16 protein-coding genes, 1 tRNA gene and 1 pseudogene are annotated in these 19,017 nt (G+C 35.8%); 14 read left to right on the plus strand and 4 right to left on the minus strand.

Translation table 11 applies throughout. The features are described 5' to 3' along the window. Window position 1: 1 nt before the first annotated feature. Window positions 2–799, plus strand: coding sequence for a phosphoribosylformylglycinamidine synthase subunit PurQ (locus ABWU29_RS01195; protein ID WP_141456644.1), 798 nt, complete (start codon window positions 2–4; stop codon window positions 797–799). A gap of 817 nt (window positions 800–1,616) precedes the next feature. Continuing rightward, window positions 1,617–3,080, plus strand: a pseudogene (terL, locus tag ABWU29_RS01200) (phage terminase large subunit). Between the two features lie 343 nt (window positions 3,081–3,423). Here the strand turns inward: terL and ABWU29_RS01205 are convergent. Together ABWU29_RS01205 and lipB are read right to left on the minus strand one after the other, a co-directional pair. Next, the gene (locus ABWU29_RS01205; protein ID WP_015589333.1) at window positions 3,424–4,449 is read right to left on the minus strand and encodes an LD-carboxypeptidase; all 1,026 of its coding nucleotides are present in this window, start codon (window positions 4,447–4,449) and stop codon (window positions 3,424–3,426) included. Beyond that, window positions 4,449–5,066 (minus strand): lipoyl(octanoyl) transferase LipB, encoded by a 618-nt coding sequence (lipB, locus tag ABWU29_RS01210; protein ID WP_141456645.1) that lies wholly within the window; start codon window positions 5,064–5,066, stop codon window positions 4,449–4,451. The genes ABWU29_RS01205 and lipB overlap by 1 nt, the downstream gene beginning before the upstream one ends. 251 nt (window positions 5,067–5,317) lie before the next feature. Between lipB and ABWU29_RS01215 the strand changes: the two genes are divergently transcribed. The 3 genes from ABWU29_RS01215 to ABWU29_RS01225 all read left to right on the plus strand — a co-directional run bounded on the left by ABWU29_RS01215 (window position 5,318) and on the right by ABWU29_RS01225 (window position 7,219). Then, on the plus strand, window positions 5,318–5,551 hold the full coding sequence (locus tag ABWU29_RS01215) for a DUF6290 family protein (protein WP_012673333.1): 234 nt from the start codon (window positions 5,318–5,320) through the stop codon (window positions 5,549–5,551). Then, window positions 5,548–5,790 (plus strand): type II toxin-antitoxin system RelE family toxin, encoded by a 243-nt coding sequence (locus ABWU29_RS01220; RefSeq protein ID WP_227738598.1) that lies wholly within the window; start codon window positions 5,548–5,550, stop codon window positions 5,788–5,790. The genes ABWU29_RS01215 and ABWU29_RS01220 overlap by 4 nt, the downstream gene beginning before the upstream one ends. A gap of 235 nt (window positions 5,791–6,025) precedes the next feature. After that, on the plus strand, window positions 6,026–7,219 hold the full coding sequence (locus ABWU29_RS01225; RefSeq protein WP_141456646.1) for a phage portal protein: 1,194 nt from the start codon (window positions 6,026–6,028) through the stop codon (window positions 7,217–7,219). A gap of 54 nt (window positions 7,220–7,273) precedes the next feature. Here the strand turns inward: ABWU29_RS01225 and ABWU29_RS01230 are convergent, their stop codons facing one another. Together ABWU29_RS01230 and murJ are read right to left on the minus strand one after the other, a co-directional pair. Then, window positions 7,274–9,817 (minus strand): AsmA-like C-terminal region-containing protein, encoded by a 2,544-nt coding sequence (locus ABWU29_RS01230; protein ID WP_141456647.1) that lies wholly within the window; start codon window positions 9,815–9,817, stop codon window positions 7,274–7,276. A 3-nt stretch (window positions 9,818–9,820) separates the two neighbouring features. Next, complete coding sequence (gene murJ, locus ABWU29_RS01235) at window positions 9,821–11,308, minus strand: murein biosynthesis integral membrane protein MurJ (RefSeq protein ID WP_015589329.1); 1,488 nt, start codon at window positions 11,306–11,308, stop codon at window positions 9,821–9,823. 150 nt (window positions 11,309–11,458) lie between these two features. Between murJ and ABWU29_RS01240 the strand changes: the two genes are divergently transcribed. The 9 genes from ABWU29_RS01240 (at window position 11,459) to ABWU29_RS01280 (ending at window position 18,936) form a co-directional block, all read left to right on the plus strand. Then, a tRNA-His gene (locus ABWU29_RS01240) sits at window positions 11,459–11,534 on the plus strand. Between the two features lie 187 nt (window positions 11,535–11,721). Next, on the plus strand, window positions 11,722–13,644 hold the full coding sequence (gene mnmG, locus ABWU29_RS01245) for a tRNA uridine-5-carboxymethylaminomethyl(34) synthesis enzyme MnmG (RefSeq protein ID WP_141456648.1): 1,923 nt from the start codon (window positions 11,722–11,724) through the stop codon (window positions 13,642–13,644). Between the two features lie 8 nt (window positions 13,645–13,652). Then, complete coding sequence (locus tag ABWU29_RS01250; protein ID WP_015589327.1) at window positions 13,653–15,320, plus strand: aminopeptidase P family protein; 1,668 nt, start codon at window positions 13,653–13,655, stop codon at window positions 15,318–15,320. 121 nt (window positions 15,321–15,441) lie between these two features. Beyond that, window positions 15,442–15,807, plus strand: coding sequence for a hypothetical protein (locus ABWU29_RS01255; RefSeq protein WP_064125381.1), 366 nt, complete (start codon window positions 15,442–15,444; stop codon window positions 15,805–15,807). A 397-nt stretch (window positions 15,808–16,204) separates the two neighbouring features. Continuing rightward, entirely contained in the window at window positions 16,205–16,849 is a 645-nt protein-coding gene (locus ABWU29_RS01260) for an alpha/beta hydrolase (protein ID WP_015589325.1), read from the plus strand. Between the two features lie 5 nt (window positions 16,850–16,854). Beyond that, window positions 16,855–17,661, plus strand: a complete 807-nt coding sequence (locus ABWU29_RS01265; protein ID WP_015589324.1) for an SDR family oxidoreductase — start codon at window positions 16,855–16,857, stop codon at window positions 17,659–17,661. Between the two features lie 232 nt (window positions 17,662–17,893). Then, the gene (locus ABWU29_RS01270; protein ID WP_353280067.1) at window positions 17,894–18,238 is read left to right on the plus strand and encodes a transposase; all 345 of its coding nucleotides are present in this window, start codon (window positions 17,894–17,896) and stop codon (window positions 18,236–18,238) included. 79 nt (window positions 18,239–18,317) lie between these two features. Then, the gene (locus ABWU29_RS01275) at window positions 18,318–18,533 is read left to right on the plus strand and encodes an IS3 family transposase (RefSeq protein ID WP_245836010.1); all 216 of its coding nucleotides are present in this window, start codon (window positions 18,318–18,320) and stop codon (window positions 18,531–18,533) included. Window positions 18,534–18,771: 238 nt separating this feature from the next. Then, window positions 18,772–18,936 (plus strand): IS3 family transposase, encoded by a 165-nt coding sequence (locus ABWU29_RS01280; protein ID WP_353271419.1) that lies wholly within the window; start codon window positions 18,772–18,774, stop codon window positions 18,934–18,936. Window positions 18,937–19,017: the final 81 nt, after the last annotated feature.

The raw sequence follows: 19,017 nt of genomic DNA on the forward strand, positions 1-19,017 counted from the left end.
CATGAAAATCACAGTCCTATCTGGTTATGGCTTAAATTGCGAAAAAGAAACTGCATTTGCATTTATGGAATGCAGCAGAAAACTTGGTATTGGTAATATTGAAGTAAAAATCGTTCACATTAACGATATCATAGATAATCCAGGTGAACTGAAATTAAGCAATATACTTGCAATTCCAGGGGGTTTTTCCTATGGTGATGACACTGGTGCTGGTAATGCATTTGCTTTACGCATTAAAAACAACTTGTTGGATGAGTTTCAAGAGTTTTTATCTCAGGACAAGCTGATTATAGGAATATGTAATGGTTGTCAGATATTAGTAAAATTAATTCCAGAGTTCTCTAATCTAGCTTTAATCCATAATGATATAGGCAATTATCAATGCCGTTGGATTAGAGTGAGAGTTAATTCAAAGAGTAATTCTGTTTGGCTACGGGGCCTGAGTGAACTATATCTCCCTATTGCTCATGGGGAAGGCAAATTTTTTATGGATCAAGATACTTTGAACCAATTGATTGAGAGCAATTCCGCCGCATTACGTTACATTGATGAAAATGGCAACTACGCTAACCTACAATTTCCTCACAATCCAAACGGATCTACATACGATCTGGCAGCTTTATCAGATAAAAGTGGGAGAGTATTGGCTTTAATGCCCCATCCAGAAAGGGGAATATTTTTTACTCAGCAAGATAATTGGCCTCTTGAAAAAGAAAAATGTAAACGTTTAGGAGTGGCTATGCCAAAATATGGTGATGGAATGCTTATATTTGAAAATGCACTGAAGTATTTTTGTTAAAATTTATTGATAGGGATTTATGGTCGAAATTATCCCCTGATATTGCAAAAAACTTGCTTGACAAGCCTTGCCAGTCCCCTTATCATGAAACTGAAGCTATTTATTTATCTTCTCTGTACAGATTAAATGACAAAAAAACTCACGTATCTGGCGTCCCATGTTTAATTTTTTGCACTATGTGCATCTTATGTCTTTATAAAATTTCTAGGTTTTTACCTAATATAAGCTGAAATGCGCTTATAAAGCATTTAAAACATCAAAAAACGCCGATTTAAAAAATGGATAGTGAATAACTAGCTACCCTAGGGTTTCTTTTGCCTTTTTTTCTGTTTAGTAAATTTCTTAATGTTTATAATTTAGATTAGTTGCGGCTTAAAAGCAACTGAATCGCGGTTATTAAACGTTTAGAATAAAAAAACGCCATACTTGAAAGTATAATGTAAGTAATTAGCCAACCACGGGGCTTCTTTTGCCTTTTTTTTATTTGGTAAATTTCTTAATATTTATAGCTAAACAACAACCGTCATCCCGCTACTTATTAGCGGCTGAGATACCGCAGCAGTATGACGGTTCGCGGCGGCATAGTAATTCGTCATCCTGCTGCTTGTTAGCGGGATCTATGTTAAGGTATAGTAGGGGATCTATGTTAAGAGATACCGCGAATGAATCGCGGTATGACGGTGTAGATGATGGTTAAGTAATTCGTCATCCCGCTGCTTGTTAGCGGGATCTAGAGATACCGCGACGTCTCACCTATAGCCTTCAGTGCTCCTTTTTTTGTCATCCCAGCGTCACGCGTTGGTTTCAACATTATATCATGAACTTTCTAAAATTCATTGAACTGTGCTTTCAAACGGTGGTGCCGGGGTGTGAGTATAATGATTATCAGTATATAAAAGTCATAGCAGACAGACTTGAAGCGGCAAATGTTGGCAAAATGAGGCGAATAATATTCAATATGCCTCCGCGTTCAATGAAGTCCCTGTGCGCTAGTGTTGCGTGGCCCGCATGGATACTGGGAAATCAGCCAACTGCAAGAATAATAGTTGCAAGCTACTCTCGGCTGCTTAGCGAAAAGCACTCGCTCGATACAAGATGCATAATGCAGTCTAGTTGATATAGAGAGCTGTTTCCAGAGGTAGAACTATCCAAAGATCAGAATACCAAATACAAATTTCAAACAGTGCAGAGAGGATACAGAATTGCAACGTCCGTTGGAGGGACGTTAACAGGTGAAGGTGGTGATTTCATCATCGTGGATGATCCACTGAGTCCCGCCCAAGCTTTGAGTGAAACGTTTAGAAAGCGTGCTACAAATTGGTTTGACCAGACTCTAGTAACCAGGCTCAACGACAGAAAAAAAGGAGTAATTGTTCTTGTGATGCATAGGCTACATCAGGAAGATTTGACCGGACACCTTCTCTCCAAACCGAAAAACATATGGAACCATACTTGTTTACCGATGATATCTGAAAATAAGGAGATTATCTATTCAATCAAAAAGCCAGCGCCTCCTTTTCTTGTTCCTGTCACCCGAGTAACTACAAATGAGTACAAAAGCTGGATTACAGCATCAAGTGCTAGAATGACACCACCCGTAATATTATACTCAAGAGAAGAAGGTCAGTTGCTATATCCCCTCGATGGAGGAAAAGAAGAAGTTGAGATGATAAAGGTTGAACTTGGAAGTTACGCTTTTGCTGCACAATATCAACAAAACCCTCTGCCACTTTCAAGTGGTATAATTAAACGAGAGTGGCTGAAGCGCTATAGAAATTTTTCTGATAGTCTCTCATATGTCACTCAGAGCTGGGACACTGCAGTTTCAACAAGCAGCATGAGCAACTTTAGCGTCTGCACCACCTGGACAAAAGTGGGCAATAAATTCTATTTACTCGATGTATATCGCGCAAAGCTTGAGTATCCAAAGCTTAAAGAGCAAGTTCTGTCACTAGCTGCAAGATGGACACCGCACGCAATTTTAATCGAAGCAAAAACAAGTGGTCAGCAATTGGTGCAAGAGCTAAAGACAAACAGTGATTTACCAATTATCGAAATAGTACCACATGATGACAAACTCACTCGATTTTATCAAATTGTTCCGATTATAGAGTCTGGCAAGGTTTTTCTGCCGCACCAAGCAGTATGGCTGAACGATTTTGAGTATGAGATTTTAATGTTTCCTGAAACTCGACACGATGATCAAGTGGATAGTACCGTGCAATATTTGCAGTGGGTGAGAGATAGTAGCTCTAGGGTCGCAGCTTTACGGGCATTGTGATTTAAGCCTACCAGATCCAAGTAGTCAGCTACTTGCATGACACCCTAACAACCGTCATCCCGCTACGTGTTAGCGGGATCTAGAGATACCGCGAATGAATCGCGGTATGACGGTTCGTGGTGGTATGACAGTTCGTGGCGGTATGACGGTTCGCGGTGGCATGACGATAACTTCGTCATTCCGCTATGTGTTAGCGGCTAAGAGATACCGCGGCGGTATGACGGTCTGCGGCGGAATGACGGTTAAGCAATTCGTCATCCCGCTACTTGTTAGCGGGATCTCTTGTTAGCGGATGAGATACCGCGAATGAATCGCGGTATGACGGTTAAGTACGTGTTAGCGGCTAAGAGATACTGCGGCGGCATGACGTAGAGCTCGCGTTAGCTATAAGATTAGCTAAATTCTGCACGTCCATAAAAAACAAACCTTCTTTTTCGTCTTGAACGCTAATAATAGCGTGAGTGTTAAAAGGTAAAGGATCATTTGTATGTCCATGGCCTACCCCTTTCATTGTAAATACAGGAAAGTTAACACTTTTTGCAAACCTTTCTTTTACAACTTCAACAAGGTTATCGTTATAGCAGTTAACGAAATCCCCAAAGATTACTGCATGTACTCCATCAAAGATGTGAGCTTGTTTTAGGTGATCTAAACTGCGCTCTATTGCGTATGGGTAGACTCTTATGTCCTCTAAAAATAGAATTTTACCTTTCGCATTTATTTGCCAAACAGTTCCTATACTGTTTTCAACTAAAGTCATATTACCACCGATGATTTTAGACTTTAATCTGCCATCTTTTAGTCTAATGCCATTATTTATCATCTTTAGCTTATCAAATCTGATAGAATCCTGCTTGTTAAGAATTAACTCTTTCAATTTTTTAACAGAGCTTTCAGAAATGGAGTTATTTACTATCATTTCCAACATGGTGCCGTGAAGAGTTTGCCAATTATATTTAGCTTGTAGATAGGTGTGCAAGGCAGTTATATCGCTATAGCCTATGAGGATTTTTTTGTTTTGAGCAATCCTTTCTTTTTTATCATTGGGTAACTTTTCTAGATAGGGAATTAACCGAGAAGCCCCTTCTCCTCCTCTGATACACCAAATTATTTTACTGTCATTAGTTAGTGCACTAATCAAATCATTTGCTCTGAATTCATCAGAGTTGGAATAAAATGGATTATCATTACTATATATTTTCTCCGAAATATGGGGATTAAAATCCAAAGCTTCTACATATTCTTTTATAGTAGTCAGATCTGATTCTTTTCCCTTCGAAGAAGGAGCAATAATATCAACTTGGTCGATTGCATGAATACCTGTGTTAGCACATAAAGTGAGAATGAAATATAAAAGGTAAACAATCATTAAAATATCTTATAAAACTCTTTTTTTAGTATATCATCCAATTCAGAGAGTGGAACTTTCACTCCTAGTTCTTCCATTGACGTGACGCCATAATCTTGCAGTCCACAAGGAATAATACCCTTATAATGAGAGAGGTCTGGAAAGACGTTAAGCGCTATGCCATGATAAGTTACCCATTTTCTTAAACGGATACCAAAAGCTGCAATTTTTTTTTCTACTCCGTTATGGTTTACCCAAATACCTATTCTATCTTCTCTAAACTCTCCAAGTATATTAAATTGCTTTAAAACATTTATGATCCACTTACTTAGATCTCTAATATATAGCTTTATATCGCATTTGTTTCTTTTTTTAAGGTTTAACATTAAATATATAATGCGCTGTCCTGGACCATGATATGTGTGTTTACCACCCCTTCCTGTTTTATATATGGGAAATAGTTTTTCAACAATATCATCAGCTGTTGCACTGATTCCTGCAGTATAAAGTGGAGGGTGCTGGAGTAGCCATACCAATTCGTCTGCTGAATTATTGTGAATTTGTTGAATTTTCTCTTCCATGGATTTTACAGCACAGTTATAATCAATAAGCTGATTAGATATTAGCCATTCTGTCATATTCTATTTCTTTTTTTTTAGTATAGCAGTTCGTTTTTTCCTGTTATTCCAGTGTGTGACACTGGGCGCAGCCTTTCTTATTCCTAATATACTTAATACTAACTTCTGTGCTATTTCTCCTTAACAAACATAGTACATGACAAATGTTTAATTATTTGTCAACACAGGTCCTCTTTACGTATAGGCAACTTTTTTTATTGAAAAATTCAGAAAAATGTTGTATAATTATTAGTAGATTTTAGGTAAAATATATGGCAAACTCAAAATTTAGCATAACTTTCAACAACGAAATTTCAGAGTGTCTTGCTGGACTGGCTAAAATAAGAAATAAGTCCATTAAAGAACTAGCAGAGAAGCTAATACAAGAAGCAATTGAAAATGAGGAAGATAAAATACTAATTGAGCGTGCTGCTAGACGTAATGTTTCAGGTGTGAAGAAAATTAGAAGTGAGGATGTAGACTGGAATACAATATTATCTTCATAGAAAGCGTTCTTGAGAAAGACCTTCCAGCTCTTCCAAAAACAATAAGATTAAGGATCATAAATGCGATAAATAAGCGCCTTACAGTTGATCCCATTAACCTTGGTGAGCCATTATATTACAGATTTAAAGGACAAAGAAGATTAAGGGTAGGTGATTATCGCGTTATCTATTCCGTAAATATTATAAAATATGAAGTGGTTATCACAGAGATAGGACACAGAAAAGATATTTATAAGTAAGTACATCATATAAATATTAAATATATTTTTACTCCTTCCTGATTCATTTTCTACCTTAGGTGGCTTCGCTCAGCTCAAAAAAAAAGCTCATTCTTTTTGCTACCCCTTATTGTGCCTGCCATTTAACTACTGTGTAGAGATTGCTCTCAAACATAATGTTCGTACGTTAGTATATCCTTCCTGTGACACCAATTGATATAATTCTACCACAAATTCAATTTTTTAGGAGGCACATATGAATTTCAACATCTTTCAAAGAAAAAAAAGCGCAGTATTTACTAAATATTCTGCTTTGCAACTAATGATGGAGCCAAGTTGGAGTAAGCGTGATTATGTAAGTTTTGCTGAGGAAGGTTACATAAAAAATGTTATTGCCTTTCGAGCAATCAATATGATTGCAAGTGCTGCATCTTCGGTACCTCTTACTCTCTGCCAGCTTACTGAACAGGGAAAATCGCAACTAAAAGCCCATCCATTACTGAAATTACTTTATTCTCCTAATCCAATGACATCAAAATCGGAATTTATTGAGGGGATTGTAACTTATCGGTTAGTTAACGGCAATTCTTATATATTGATGGTTGAGTCGCAGAACAATAGAAAACCACCAACAGAGCTTTATCTTCTGCGCCCCGATAGGGTTGAAATTGTTCCAGGGAGAAATAACGTTCCTTATAACTATCGTTATGCCATAAATAACAACAGTTATGACTTTAAAGTTGATAAACTAACCGGACGTTCAGCAGTGTTGCACCTAAAGACCTTTAACCCTTTGAATGATTGGTATGGGTTATCACCAATTGAGGCGGCTGCATATAGTATAGATCAGCATAATCAGGCTGGTGCTTGGAATCAAGCGATGTTGCAAAACGGAGCAAGACCAAGTGGTGCAATAGTTGTAAAATCAGCAAAAGATGGAAGTGGTGGAAGTTTAAGTCAAGAGCAGTACCAACGCTTAAAAGCACAGATAAATGATCATTATTCAGGTCCTGTCAATGCTGGGAGGCCGATATTGCTTGAAGGAGGCTTGGAGTGGAAAGAAATGAGCTTATCACCAAGGGATATGGATTTTATTGAGTCCAAACACAGTTCAGCTCGTGATATTGCCCTGGCTTTTGGCGTTCCGCCGCAGTTGCTTGGCATACCAGGTGATAACACTTATAGCAATTTAGTCGAAGCACGCTTGTCCCTTTGGGAACAGACGGTTTTACCAACGCTAGAAAGTATTATCTGTCACCTGAATTCTTGGCTAACACCAAAATTTGGTGAAGATCTGTGCTTGTCGTACGACAAAGATGCAATAGAGATTCTCATGGAAAAGAGACAAAAGTTGTGGAAATACGTAGAAAACGCAAGCTTCATGACGCTCAACGAAAAGAGAGAAGCATTTGGCTTGCCACCACTGCCAGGTGGTGATGAGTTAGGTTAAGTTTGTACCCGTTCAGATGAGTTCATTGTCTCCTAAACCGTACGCCTAAGTAAATCAACTATTTTTCTTGCCAACCAGAGCGGTGAAGATTTGGTCTACATCAAAACTCATCTTAGGACGCCAAATAGGGCCATCCAAATGCATATCGATATAGATTGGATTACTATAATTTGGTGGTATGAAAAAGAACCTGAATATAGAAGCTAAAGCGAAGTTAGATAAGGTTAAATTAGAAGAGATTGACCCTGATGCTTGATCAATCCCGAATTGTAAACTAGTTGAACATATACCACTCTTAATACTTGCTTTTCCGCTAATATTTTCAAAAGATGTTTTACCGTTATATATATCAACATAAGCAAGTGTGGAAATTTCAGATTTATTCTTACTGCTTAACAAATTAGTGATAAATGAATTGAAATCTACATTAGTAACTTCTATTCCTTGCGCTTGTAAGTTTACATCTCCTGATAAGTTACTAGCCCAATCATGAAAACTTTTTCCTTGAGTTTTGATTTCACCATTTAAGCTTACCTGACCATTTACATTGTCAATTCCTATAACCTTACCAATCTTTTTAGTGTCCAAATTTACAATAGAAAACCTTGTATTTATTGAGTCTGATCTTAAATAACCCTGAAAAAACACTTGCCCGTGTTCTAATACGTAACTTGCCTGCCTGATAGTGATAGTGTTGTTTCTCATTACCGCATCCAAATTAAAATCTTTTAAAACATTCTGCTCGGTTTTAAATTCTGCAGTATTGATTTGCACATTTGCATCAAAGCCTTCTTTATCATCCAAAAAATCAAGCTGCTTTGTTGACCATTGAATTTGATCTATCTCATTTCTTGAATTTCTTTTCGTCTCTACTAAATTCGGTAATTTAAAGATATTTCCATTAAATTTACTGCCCGTAAGGTTAACATCTAATAAAGGTTTGGCGTATTTTTGATCTGCTAATATTTTTGCATTACCGGTAATATCGAAATCTTCTCCAGATAGTTTTATTTTATCTGCAACTAGCTTACCTTTTTCCATTTTCAGCAAAAAATCCAAATTTTTAATTTTCGTATCATTCAATGTAAGGTTATTAACACGGGCCTTTATATTTGCATCATACTGAAAATTTTTCAGCCATTGCATTTTAGGTAAACTGCTAAATAATGAATGATCATATTTATCTGCATCAAGATTATGCATGCTAAATTCACCATTGACCACATTGTGTTTTTTTGTATGGCTTACTCTAATTGACCCTTGCAAGGATTCCTTATTATTTAGCAGTCTAATGTCTGAGATAGATAATATTCTTGGTGCAAGGTGCAGTTTAGAACTTAGTGTAAATTGATTTTTCTGGTTTTCTTTCATCTTTATAGAAGGGAAAAAACATGAAATGAATGACTCAAAATCATTTCCTTCGACTAATAAATCACCGTTGAATTCAGATAGGACATTATTGTTTGAGATCTCTCCTGATAAGTAAGATATATTATTGATTCCAGGAAATTTAAGAAGCGTATTAACTTTTACTTTGCCATCAGTGGATTTTAGTACAGCACGGAAATTGTCCAATATTTTGTTTTGATATTGAATGTTAGAAGCTTCCATATTAAAATTTAAGCTCAAGTTCTTTGGCACAACTGCTCTAAAACATTCCAGAAGATCCTTCATATTCATTGTTCTTTGTGAATCATTTTGTATGGAATCTAAATCAACTTTACTGAAGCTAATATTGAAATTAGTGTGATTGCCTTTTCTATCATTTTGTATTGTACCGCTGGCTTGCATGCTTTTGGAATCAATTTTTAAGTCAGTTGCCGTAAACTCACTTTCATTAAGACTTATATTGGATGATATCTTGATATTTTCGCTAGGAATAACACAAGAGAGAAAGCTAAGATTAATGATTTTTGCTAAATCACTCACAGAACCGGAACTGTTATTAATTGTTAATGTTAAATTACCCTGGAGTTCTTCTTGATTTCTATTACCTGTAAATAGCAAATTTACAAAATTTGATTCAACACTAATGTGTACATTCCTTTTTGTGATATTAACCTTTCCTGAAAAATCGTAATTATTATCACCTACCTTTACTTTACCAAAAAACTGCTTATTTTTTTTTACAGCAACTTCCTTTATGTTAACAATATCAGCGAAATCATTCTTGAAACTTACTTGGCTGTCTTTTATTACTATATCGACTGTGTTACCACTGGCGTTTGTATTTATAATATTAAGTAAATTTTCTTTGTTGCTTTTCATGCCAAACAATGTGATTGACTTTGGTTGCAACGAAAATAAAAACAACGATAGGAACGATGGCCTTATTTCAATTTTTCTTACACTAATTAAATCTGACAACTTTTGCTCTTTATTTTCGTTGTATTGTACGTATACATTATAAATAGTGAGCTTTGGGGTAATCAACGAAACTTTAATTTTTCCCCCAATATGCACTTTAGCATCATACGTCTTCTCTAACTCTTTTATGATATATTTCCTGTAGCCACTCCAATCCTTAAAAGTTGCAGCAACATGCATGAGAATTAATAGCAGTGAGATTGATAATATAGCATATAAAGAAAGTCTCATAATTTACACATGCTTAAAGTTTCCCTTAAATATTAAATAGAGAATACCAAAATAAACAATAACACTCAAAGCTATTAAAGTCGTTAAATAAACAATACGAGCCAACATTTTATCAAAAAATAATCCTGCCAACAAAGAATTAAAAATATAAAGGGCTATTGACATGACTGCCGTTGCTACAAAAATTTTCATGACATTTAACAATAACGCTTGGCTAACCTTATACATTTTATTTATTGTTAAATAACTAATTAATAGAATAGAGTTTATCCAAGTGGAAACGGAAGTAGCAATAGCAATCCCCGTATGCTGATACTCGTTCATTAACAAAAGGTTTAGCACTACATTAATTCCAAGACACATTAGCGAAAATATGGTTGGTATTTTCAGATTGCCTTTAGCAAAAAATGTAGGTAGCAATACTTTATTTATAATAAATGCAGGTAAAGAAAGAGAAAATGCTATTAAAGTGGGAACAGTTTGCTGCACTGCATAATGATCAAACCGGCCGTAAGAAAAAAGCGTAAGTAAAATTATGTCGGGAATAATGATAAAGGCAGCAGTTGTTGGCATAATTAACATTAATCCTATGTTGAGAGCCTTGTTCTGTATTTTGACTATATTTTCAGTATTATCCACCTGTTTTGAAATTAAAGGAAGAAGCACTGTACCAATTGCAGTACCGATTATTCCCTGCGGTAGTTGATTTAGTCTATCGGCATAATATATATAGGACACCGCATTTGGTATAAAACTCGCCATGATTGTATCAATCCATAAGCTTATTTGAGTTACACAATTGTTGATAATTGCAGGTACCACACGCTTAAAAAACAACCTTACTTCATTGCTTAATTCAAGGCTAAAAGAAAAAGCTGCCTTTAACTTGTATGCACTAAATAGCATCAGCAACAATTGAAAAACTCCTCCTATCAGCACAGCTATAGAAAGGTTGTGCGCTGGAGTTTTTACGTAAGGCACAAATAAACTGATGATTAAACAGAGATTCAAAACAATTGGTGCAATAGCTGTTGAAGCAAAATGCTGCTTTACTTGCAGCATTCCACCAATAAGTGATGCAATTGAAACAAAGATTATGTAGGGCATCATAATTCTTGATAAAGTAACAGTAAGGGTAAACTTACTTTGGTCAAATCCAGGAGCAAAAATTTGAATCATATAAGGGGAGAAAGTTTGCATAATAAGGCAAAAAATTACTAAGATAATAAACGTAATGGATATTACACTACTTGCAAAATTAAATGCCTTTTTATTATCATATGATTCTGTCGAATATAACGGTATGAATGAGGTAGTGAACGCTCCTTCTGCAAAAAATGCTCGAAATAGATTGGCAAAGCGAAACGAAGAAAAAAATATGTCTGCAAGAGAGTTCGCACCAATAACCGTAGCAATTAATACATCCCTTATTAACCCTGAGATCCTTGAAATAGCCGTAAAAAAACTAAATGTGAAAATACTTTTAAACATACCACTACTTCATTAGTGTCAATACGATTAACTATAATGGTAAAAGTATCAATGAAAATATTTATTGGCTAAACTTAAAACCCTCTGCAAAAAGAGAGTTAAATAATCAATTGACTATTTGCGCTCTTATGTTAGAAATTTTATATCTTGGCGGGCGTAGCTCAGTTGGTAGAGCGTCAGTTTGTGGTACTGAATGTCGCCAGTTCGATCCTGGTCGCTCGCCCCACTAAAACCCGATAATTTGAAAAACCGTCATCCCGCTGCTTGTTAGCGGGATCTAGAGATACCGTGACGGTATGACGTGAGTTAGCTATACATTGGCCACTGATGATTGAAATAGTTAATTACTGTAAAATTTGACATTAACCGCTAATAGTTAGAATATTAGTAGAGTAAGAATTACTCAAGAAGGCATGCATAAATATGATGTAGTAGTAGTAGGTGGTGGTCATGCAGGGTGCGAAGCTGCTGCTGCTGCAGCTCGCCTTGGTGCAAACACGCTGCTTATAACTCATAAAATTTCAACTATAGGGGAAATGTCCTGCAATCCAGCAATCGGAGGAGTTGCAAAGGGTGTTGTAGTCAGGGAAGTTGACGCTCTTGATGGAATAATGGGAAGAGCAATCGATCAAGCAAGTATACACTCAGTCATTTTAAATAGCAGCAGAGGTGCAGCAGTATGGGGCCCGCGTGTACAGGCAGACCGAAAATTATACAAGCAAGCAATACAGGAAATTATTCTAAATTATAATAATTTGACGGTAAAAGAAGAGTCGGTTGACGATTTTCTTATAGAGAGTAATAACAATGGAGAATTGTGCATTAAAGCTGTAATAACAAGCTCAGGGGAGCATATACTGACAAGCAAAGTCGTTTTAACTACAGGGACTTTCCTGCAAGGTGTGATTCATATAGGAGAGCAAGCAACTCCTTCAGGGAGAATGGGAGATAAGTCTGCCGTAGAACTTGCAAATACGTTGAAGAAATATAATTTCAAATTAGGTAGACTGCGTACCGGAACTCCACCAAGGCTCGATCGTGGCACTATAAACTGGTCAATATTGCAAGAACAAGTGGGTGATAACCCACCTGTGCCGTTTTCTTACTTAACAGAAAAAATTAACCAACCTCAGGTATCATGCTTTATTACCCATACTAATGAAAACACGCATAAAATAATCAGAGAAAATCTCCACAGGTCAGCTTCTTCATATTTAGATGACGTTGTTGCACCAAGATACTGCCCATCAATTGAAGTTAAAGTTAAAAAATTTGCAGAAAAAAGTAGTCATCAAATATTTCTAGAGCCAGAAGGCCTGAATGATGATACTATATACCCGAACGGAATTTCAAATTCATTGCCTATTGAAGTGCAGTGTGAAATGATAAAGAGTATCAAGGGACTTGAAAATGCAGAAATACTAAGACCTGGATATGCAGTTGAGTATGACTATATTGATCCACGAGAACTAAGCCATACTCTTGAAACTAAGAAAATTAAAGGCCTATATTTTGCTGGCCAAATTAATGGCACTACTGGATATGAAGAAGCAGCAGGGCAAGGAATTATTGCCGGAATTAATGCAGCACTCTCTGCATCTGAAAAAAAAGAAAGCTTTGTTCTTCATCGCACAGACTCATATATCGGCGTAATGATAGATGATCTAGTCACCAAAGGGGTGATCGAACCTTATAGATTATTTACCTCACGTGCAGAATATAGGCTAGCTATCAGGTCAGACAATGCAGATAGAAGATTAACACAAAAAGGTTATGATATTTCCCTTGTTTCGCATGAGAGATACTCTGTTTTACAGAATAAACTTGAATCCATTAAGCAGCTTGAAGAGAAGTTAGGGAGTCTGACGATTACTCCTGAGCAGCTTAGGTCTTATGGTATCAAAATATCTTATGATGGGATAAGAAAAACGGCACTAGATTTACTTAGCTATCCAAACATCGACTGGAATAAATTACAAGAAATATGGCCGGAGTTAAGCAGCATCACGCGCTGGGATGGCACCGCAATGGGTAGCATAACTAAGAATGAAATATGCGAAGCGGTTGAAATTGAAGCAAAATACAAACCTTATCTAATAAGACAAGAAGCGGATATGAAGTTTTTACGAGAGGAAATTAACACTCAAATTCCAATTGATTTTAACTATTCACAAGTTAAAGGCCTGTCAAGTGAAGTAATAGAAAAGTTGCAGACGATAAAACCAGCGACGATTGGCATTGCAAAGCAAATACAAGGCATCACTCCTGCAGCGATAGTGAGTATATTAGTGTATTTGAGAAACAGGAAAACGAAAGTGGCTGCTAATTTTGTGTGAGGTGTTCTATGTCAAAAATCGAAGAATTTCGTTCTTTTATGCGTGCAATAAATGCTGAGGCGTTTATGTTGCACACCAAAGATGAATATTTAAATGAGTATTCAGAGGAGCTAACAAAGCTGTGTGGCTTCACAGGAACAAATGGGCTGCTCATTGTTACAAAAAACAACAAGTGCCCATTTTTTACGGATGGACGCTATATCACACAAGCTCACAATCAGCTCGATCAGGGCAATTTTCAAGTATATAATATACAAGAAGAGGATCCACGCGAATGGATAAAAGCAAACTTAACATCGACTGCCTCACTAGGTTATTATTTGCAATATTTTACCATAGAAGATATAAGAAAGTATGAGAATATCTGTAAATTAATACCCTGTTTAGCTGGAAAAAAAAGTGACTATCGAAAACAAGCAGTGGTTTTACATTCTATTGAACATGCTGGTGAAAGTAGTAAGGACAAATGTGAAAAAGTTGCCAAAAGCATAGATAAAGAAGCTGAAGCAGTGCTTTTAACTGATCCAAATTCAATTTCATGGTTATTAAATTTAAGAAATGAAAATGCTAAATATACTCCATGTATATTGGGCCGTGCTATATTGTATAAAAGCGGTAATGTTAATTTGTTTATTCAAGATAAAGAACATTCAACTATAGAAGCAAATTTAGGCAATCATATAAATATTTTTGATATTAGTGAGCTAGAAAATTCGCTGCACAAGCTAAATTCAATAGTCATGGATCCAAGCACAACTCCAATGAGTATCATGGCTGTAATAAAAGATAAACAGGTAGCTGAGAGAGAAGATCCTTGTCTAATTTATAAAGCAGCAAAAAACCAAACTGAAATAGCTGGGGCTATAAATGCGCATATCAGAGATGGAGTGGCAGTTACAAATTTTCTATCTTGGCTTGAAAATAATGTTGGTACAGAACTTGAAGCTGAAGAAAAGATTTTAGAATACAGAAAAGAGCAGAATTTGTTTAAACAATTGAGCTTTCCAACAATTTCCGCATTTAATGAAAATGGTGCAATAATTCACTATCGTGCAAGCAGTAAGACGAATAAGGTAATTCAGAAAAATGGACTATATTTGATTGACTCTGGTGGCCAATACCTTAGTGGCACAACTGATGTGACAAGAACTGTAGTAGTTGGTAATCCGACCAATGAGCAAATAATCCACTATACAATAGTGTTGAAAGCTCACATTGCTATAGCAAGTGTCATCTTTCCCCCCGGCACTACTGGTGGAGAATTGGATATATTGGCACGTACGCATTTATGGAAATTTGGAATGGACTATATGCATGGTACAGGGCATGGAGTAGGAAGTTACCTATCAGTACACGAAGGACCACAAGCAATATCAAAAAGTAATAAAGTGAAACTCACGCCAGGGATGATACTTTCCAACGAACCTGGCTATTACATTCCGGGAGAGTATGGAATAAGAATTGAAAATCTGATATATGTTGACAGGCAAGAGAATGGCTTCTTAAACTTTAAACAACTGACCTCTATTCCATATGATAGAAGACTAATAAATGTGCAAATGCTTACTAAGGATGAAATTGAATGGATAAATGGCTACCATCAATTTGTCTATAAAAACTTAGAAAATAGCGTAAAAGATAAGGAATGGTTAAAGAAGGTATGTGACCCTTTATAAGCAAAGGAGCATTTTTTATTATTTAAAAAGTATTAATGCAATTGTGACAGGTATTTTGTATTGTTTTTAATTTTAAAATAATATATAATAAAGAACACGTATTTTTAGGTAGGTTATAATTATGATAGACAAAGGGCAAGAAGATGAATTTATGAAGCAGTATATGGATACTTGCAAAGAGCAAATAGAAAAATTAGCCAAGGATCCTGAATTGCTTAATCAGACTTTAAAACCATTTATGCAAATGTCTCAGCAGCTTATGGCTGGCGGTATGTTAGAAGGGGCTATGCCTGGCATGATACCTGATTTGGGCAGTATGGATGTTAACAAGATGATTGCTCAGATGAAGGAAATGATTGACTACATAAGAGGTAACTATAAGGAACTAATGAAAGAGCATAGCTCGCAGATTCAAGAGCTTGATGAATCCAGTAAAAAGCTAAGAGGCTTAGTTAAAAAATTGATAGAAAAGATCGAAAGTAAATAAATAACATCTGGATTTCTGTCATTCTATATACAACTTTCTAGTTGGACGGTAAGTCGAGGTCAATTATTGATGCCATGCAAGTAGTGTAGCTACTTGCATAGCATTTATACCAGTTTTCGTAAATAAATAAGGTACGTTGCTTAAGGCTGCAGTTATAGTGAGGTATTTTTTCTAGTTTGTTTTCTTATTTCTGAGGTTTATAGCTAAGGTTTTCCCTACGTCATACCGCGATTCATTCGCGGTATCTCAGCCGCTAACGAGTAGCGGAATGACGGTTTTTCAAATCGTCGATGAACCTAAGTTACTTTATCTGTAGTATCGGGAACGTAATTGCACATTGGTTTTACAAATTTGAAAATTAGTGTTAAATAAAAATATAAACGCAAAAGGAAAAGAAATGATTGAACTTAAAGGCCCAGAAATTTGTGCAGGCGGAAATAAGAAAAATTTGATTATTTTTTTACATGGTTGGGGCTCAAGTGGCGATAATTTCATTCACCTTGCTAAAGTTATGAGCAAGTTTTTACTGGGTTCATATTTTGCAGTACCCAATGCTCCGTTTGAAAGAGAAATAGGTGATGGTTATCAGTGGTTCAGCTTGGAAGATCGTAGTGAGGAAGCGCTATATAATGGAGTAAAAAATGCTACATCAATTGTAAATCATTTCATTGATACAAAATTAAAGGAGCTTAATTTAAAAGATACGCAACTTTCTTTAGTTGGATTTTCTCAAGGAGCAATGCTTGCAATACATACAGCTCTCACCCGCTCTCAATCCTGTGCATCAGTTGTTGCATACTCTGGTAGATTTCTTTCACCTTCAAAAACTGCACCAGAGATCAAGTCAAAACCTAACATATGTGTTATCCATGGTGATGCTGACGACGTGGTACCTTTTTCGTCCCTCGACTTAGCGGTTAAAGCTCTGAAAGAAAATGGAGTAAATGTTGAAGGACACCCAATTCATGCATTAGGGCATATTATTAATGAAGAGGGAATAAAATTAGGAGTAGAATTTATCAAGAAGAATTTTAAAAATTAATTTTCATGCACTTGTTTTGCTTTGGTTATGGATATGTAGCTAAATTTTTATCGAAAAAACTACTGAACTTAGGTTGGAAAGTTAGTGGCACATCAAGAAGTAAAAATATACAAGATGTAATCCTCTTTAATTATGAGAAAGTTAGTCAAGATCTGCTTAAAAGCGCAACGCACGTTTTAATTTCTATTCCTCCAGATGGCGATGATGTTGTGGAGAGATACGGTGATTGCCTGCAAAATGTAAAATGGCTTGGTTATTTGTCTGCAACTAGCGTCTATGGTGATCACTCTGGTAATTGGGTGAATGAGGAATCTGAAACAAAACCTATAGAAATCAGAGGAGAAAAGCGCCTTAAATCTGAAAGGAAGTGGCTGAATAGCAGATTGCCTGTACATATTTTTCGTTTAGCTGGAATATACGGCCCTAGTAGGAACGTGTTAATTGACTTGCAGCTTGGCAAAGCAAGAAATGTGAAAAAAGAAGGGCATTTTTTTTCTCGTATTCACGTTGAAGATATATCAAATATTTTATTTTCTTCCATGCAAAACATAAAACCTGGTGAAATATACAATTGTGCAGACGATTTACCCACTACACAATCTGAAGTGGTAATATATGCAACCAAACTTCTCAATGTTAGCCCTCCAGAACCAATTGAGTTACCAGATTATGCACAGAGTTTTTATTTAGGATCAAAGAGAGTAAGTAATGTTAAAATTAAAAAAGATCTTAATGTCTCTCTAATTTATCCTAACTACAAGGTGGGATTAGAGAGTTTGCACGTAAACAAAACTGAAATCACATCAGAATGATAGATAGGCTTATTGTCACTGCCATTAAGTTAAGGAAAGAATGGTTAAAAACTGAACTAAAAAGTCAGAAATAATTAAGGATTTATGACAAATGCTGAAACAGAATAGAGTAAACTTTAAAGCAGATAAACTCTGAAGTGTAAATTACTTAACAAATAGTGACCTTACCCAGAAAAAGTGGAGAGAAAGAAAGGAGTTTTTTCGGGTAAAATAAAATTTTGGAGGATTAGAAATGGCAAGAGAATATACGGCAGAATTCAAATTGGAAGCTGTTAAGCTGGCAAATGAACAAAGAAAGGTAGGTCAACCAGTTGCAAAAGTAGCAAGAGATCTAGGAATAAGGGATAGTGTATTAGGAAAATGGATGAAGAAATATAACGAAAAAAAGTCAGCGGCAAATGCATTTCCAGATGTAGCACCTTATGACAAAGAGAGATTTGATTTACAAAGCAAGAGTAACAAGGGAAAGAGACATTTTAAAAAAAGCCCTGGCCAGTCAAAAAGAGTAAAATATTTTTTCATAAAAGAGCATAGTAAACACTATAAAGTGCAGGAATTATGTAGGGTTTTCTGCTAGTGGCTACTATAAGTGGACTACAAGGAAAATAAGCAGTAGAGAATCAGCAAATAAAGAGTTATTAGCAGATATTCAAAAAATATATCAAGCTTCTAAATGTAGATATGGAGCTCCTAAAATTCATGCTGAATTAAAGGCTTTGGGTAAAAGTTGCAACTTAAAAACAGTGCAAAGTATTATGCAGAAAAATGGTATTCAGGCTATATTGAGAAGAAAATTTAAAATTAAGAAACAACAAACGGACAGTAGCTCCCAATATATTAGACCAAAACTTTATTGTCGATCAACCAAATAAAGTATGGGATTACTTATATAAAAACCAAAGAAGGATGGCTATATTTGGCAACAATAATCGATCTATATTCACGCATGGTAGTTAATGAGCAGTTCAATAAATAAACAATTGGTTATGGACTCTTTATTAATGGACGTTAACAAGCGTAAACCTGCCAAAAATCTACTATTACATAGTGATCAAGGTTCACAATATACTTCGCAAGGTTATCAATATCTCTTATCCATAAAAAACATAGATGAGTCATAAAGGTTGTTGTTACAACAATTCTGTTGTGGAAAGCTTCTTCAGTTCTCTAAAAAGGGAGTTACCAATAGACACCTCTCGGCACTCTAAACAGCATATCAAAACTGCTATATTTGAATATATAGAAATTTTTTATAACAAACAACGTCACTATTAACTATTGCATTCCAGAACAATTTGATGCATCATTCTTTTTGTAAAAAACATTCCAAACTTTCTCTCCACTTTTTCTGGGTAA

The organism is Wolbachia endosymbiont (group A) of Phasia obesa (assembly GCF_964028125.1).
Lineage (GTDB): Bacteria > Pseudomonadota > Alphaproteobacteria > Rickettsiales > Anaplasmataceae > Wolbachia > Wolbachia pipientis.

Excerpts from the sequence above, each read along its gene's own strand:
- ABWU29_RS01195 (WP_141456644.1), top strand. The coding sequence starts at position 2 with ATGAAAATCACAGTCCTATCTGGTTATGGCTTAAATTGCGAAAAAGAA.
- ABWU29_RS01205 (WP_015589333.1), bottom strand. The coding sequence starts at position 4,449 with ATGATTGTTTACCTTTTATATTTCATTCTCACTTTATGTGCTAACACA.
- lipB (WP_141456645.1), bottom strand. The coding sequence starts at position 5,066 with ATGACAGAATGGCTAATATCTAATCAGCTTATTGATTATAACTGTGCT.
- ABWU29_RS01215 (WP_012673333.1), top strand. The coding sequence starts at position 5,318 with ATGGCAAACTCAAAATTTAGCATAACTTTCAACAACGAAATTTCAGAG.
- ABWU29_RS01225 (WP_141456646.1), top strand. The coding sequence starts at position 6,026 with ATGAATTTCAACATCTTTCAAAGAAAAAAAAGCGCAGTATTTACTAAA.
- ABWU29_RS01230 (WP_141456647.1), bottom strand. The coding sequence starts at position 9,817 with ATGAGACTTTCTTTATATGCTATATTATCAATCTCACTGCTATTAATT.
- murJ (WP_015589329.1), bottom strand. The coding sequence starts at position 11,308 with ATGTTTAAAAGTATTTTCACATTTAGTTTTTTTACGGCTATTTCAAGG.
- mnmG (WP_141456648.1), top strand. The coding sequence starts at position 11,722 with ATGCATAAATATGATGTAGTAGTAGTAGGTGGTGGTCATGCAGGGTGC.
- ABWU29_RS01250 (WP_015589327.1), top strand. The coding sequence starts at position 13,653 with ATGTCAAAAATCGAAGAATTTCGTTCTTTTATGCGTGCAATAAATGCT.
- ABWU29_RS01255 (WP_064125381.1), top strand. The coding sequence starts at position 15,442 with ATGATAGACAAAGGGCAAGAAGATGAATTTATGAAGCAGTATATGGAT.
- ABWU29_RS01260 (WP_015589325.1), top strand. The coding sequence starts at position 16,205 with ATGATTGAACTTAAAGGCCCAGAAATTTGTGCAGGCGGAAATAAGAAA.
- ABWU29_RS01265 (WP_015589324.1), top strand. The coding sequence starts at position 16,855 with ATGCACTTGTTTTGCTTTGGTTATGGATATGTAGCTAAATTTTTATCG.
- ABWU29_RS01270 (WP_353280067.1), top strand. The coding sequence starts at position 17,894 with ATGGCAAGAGAATATACGGCAGAATTCAAATTGGAAGCTGTTAAGCTG.
- ABWU29_RS01280 (WP_353271419.1), top strand. The coding sequence starts at position 18,772 with ATGAGTCATAAAGGTTGTTGTTACAACAATTCTGTTGTGGAAAGCTTC.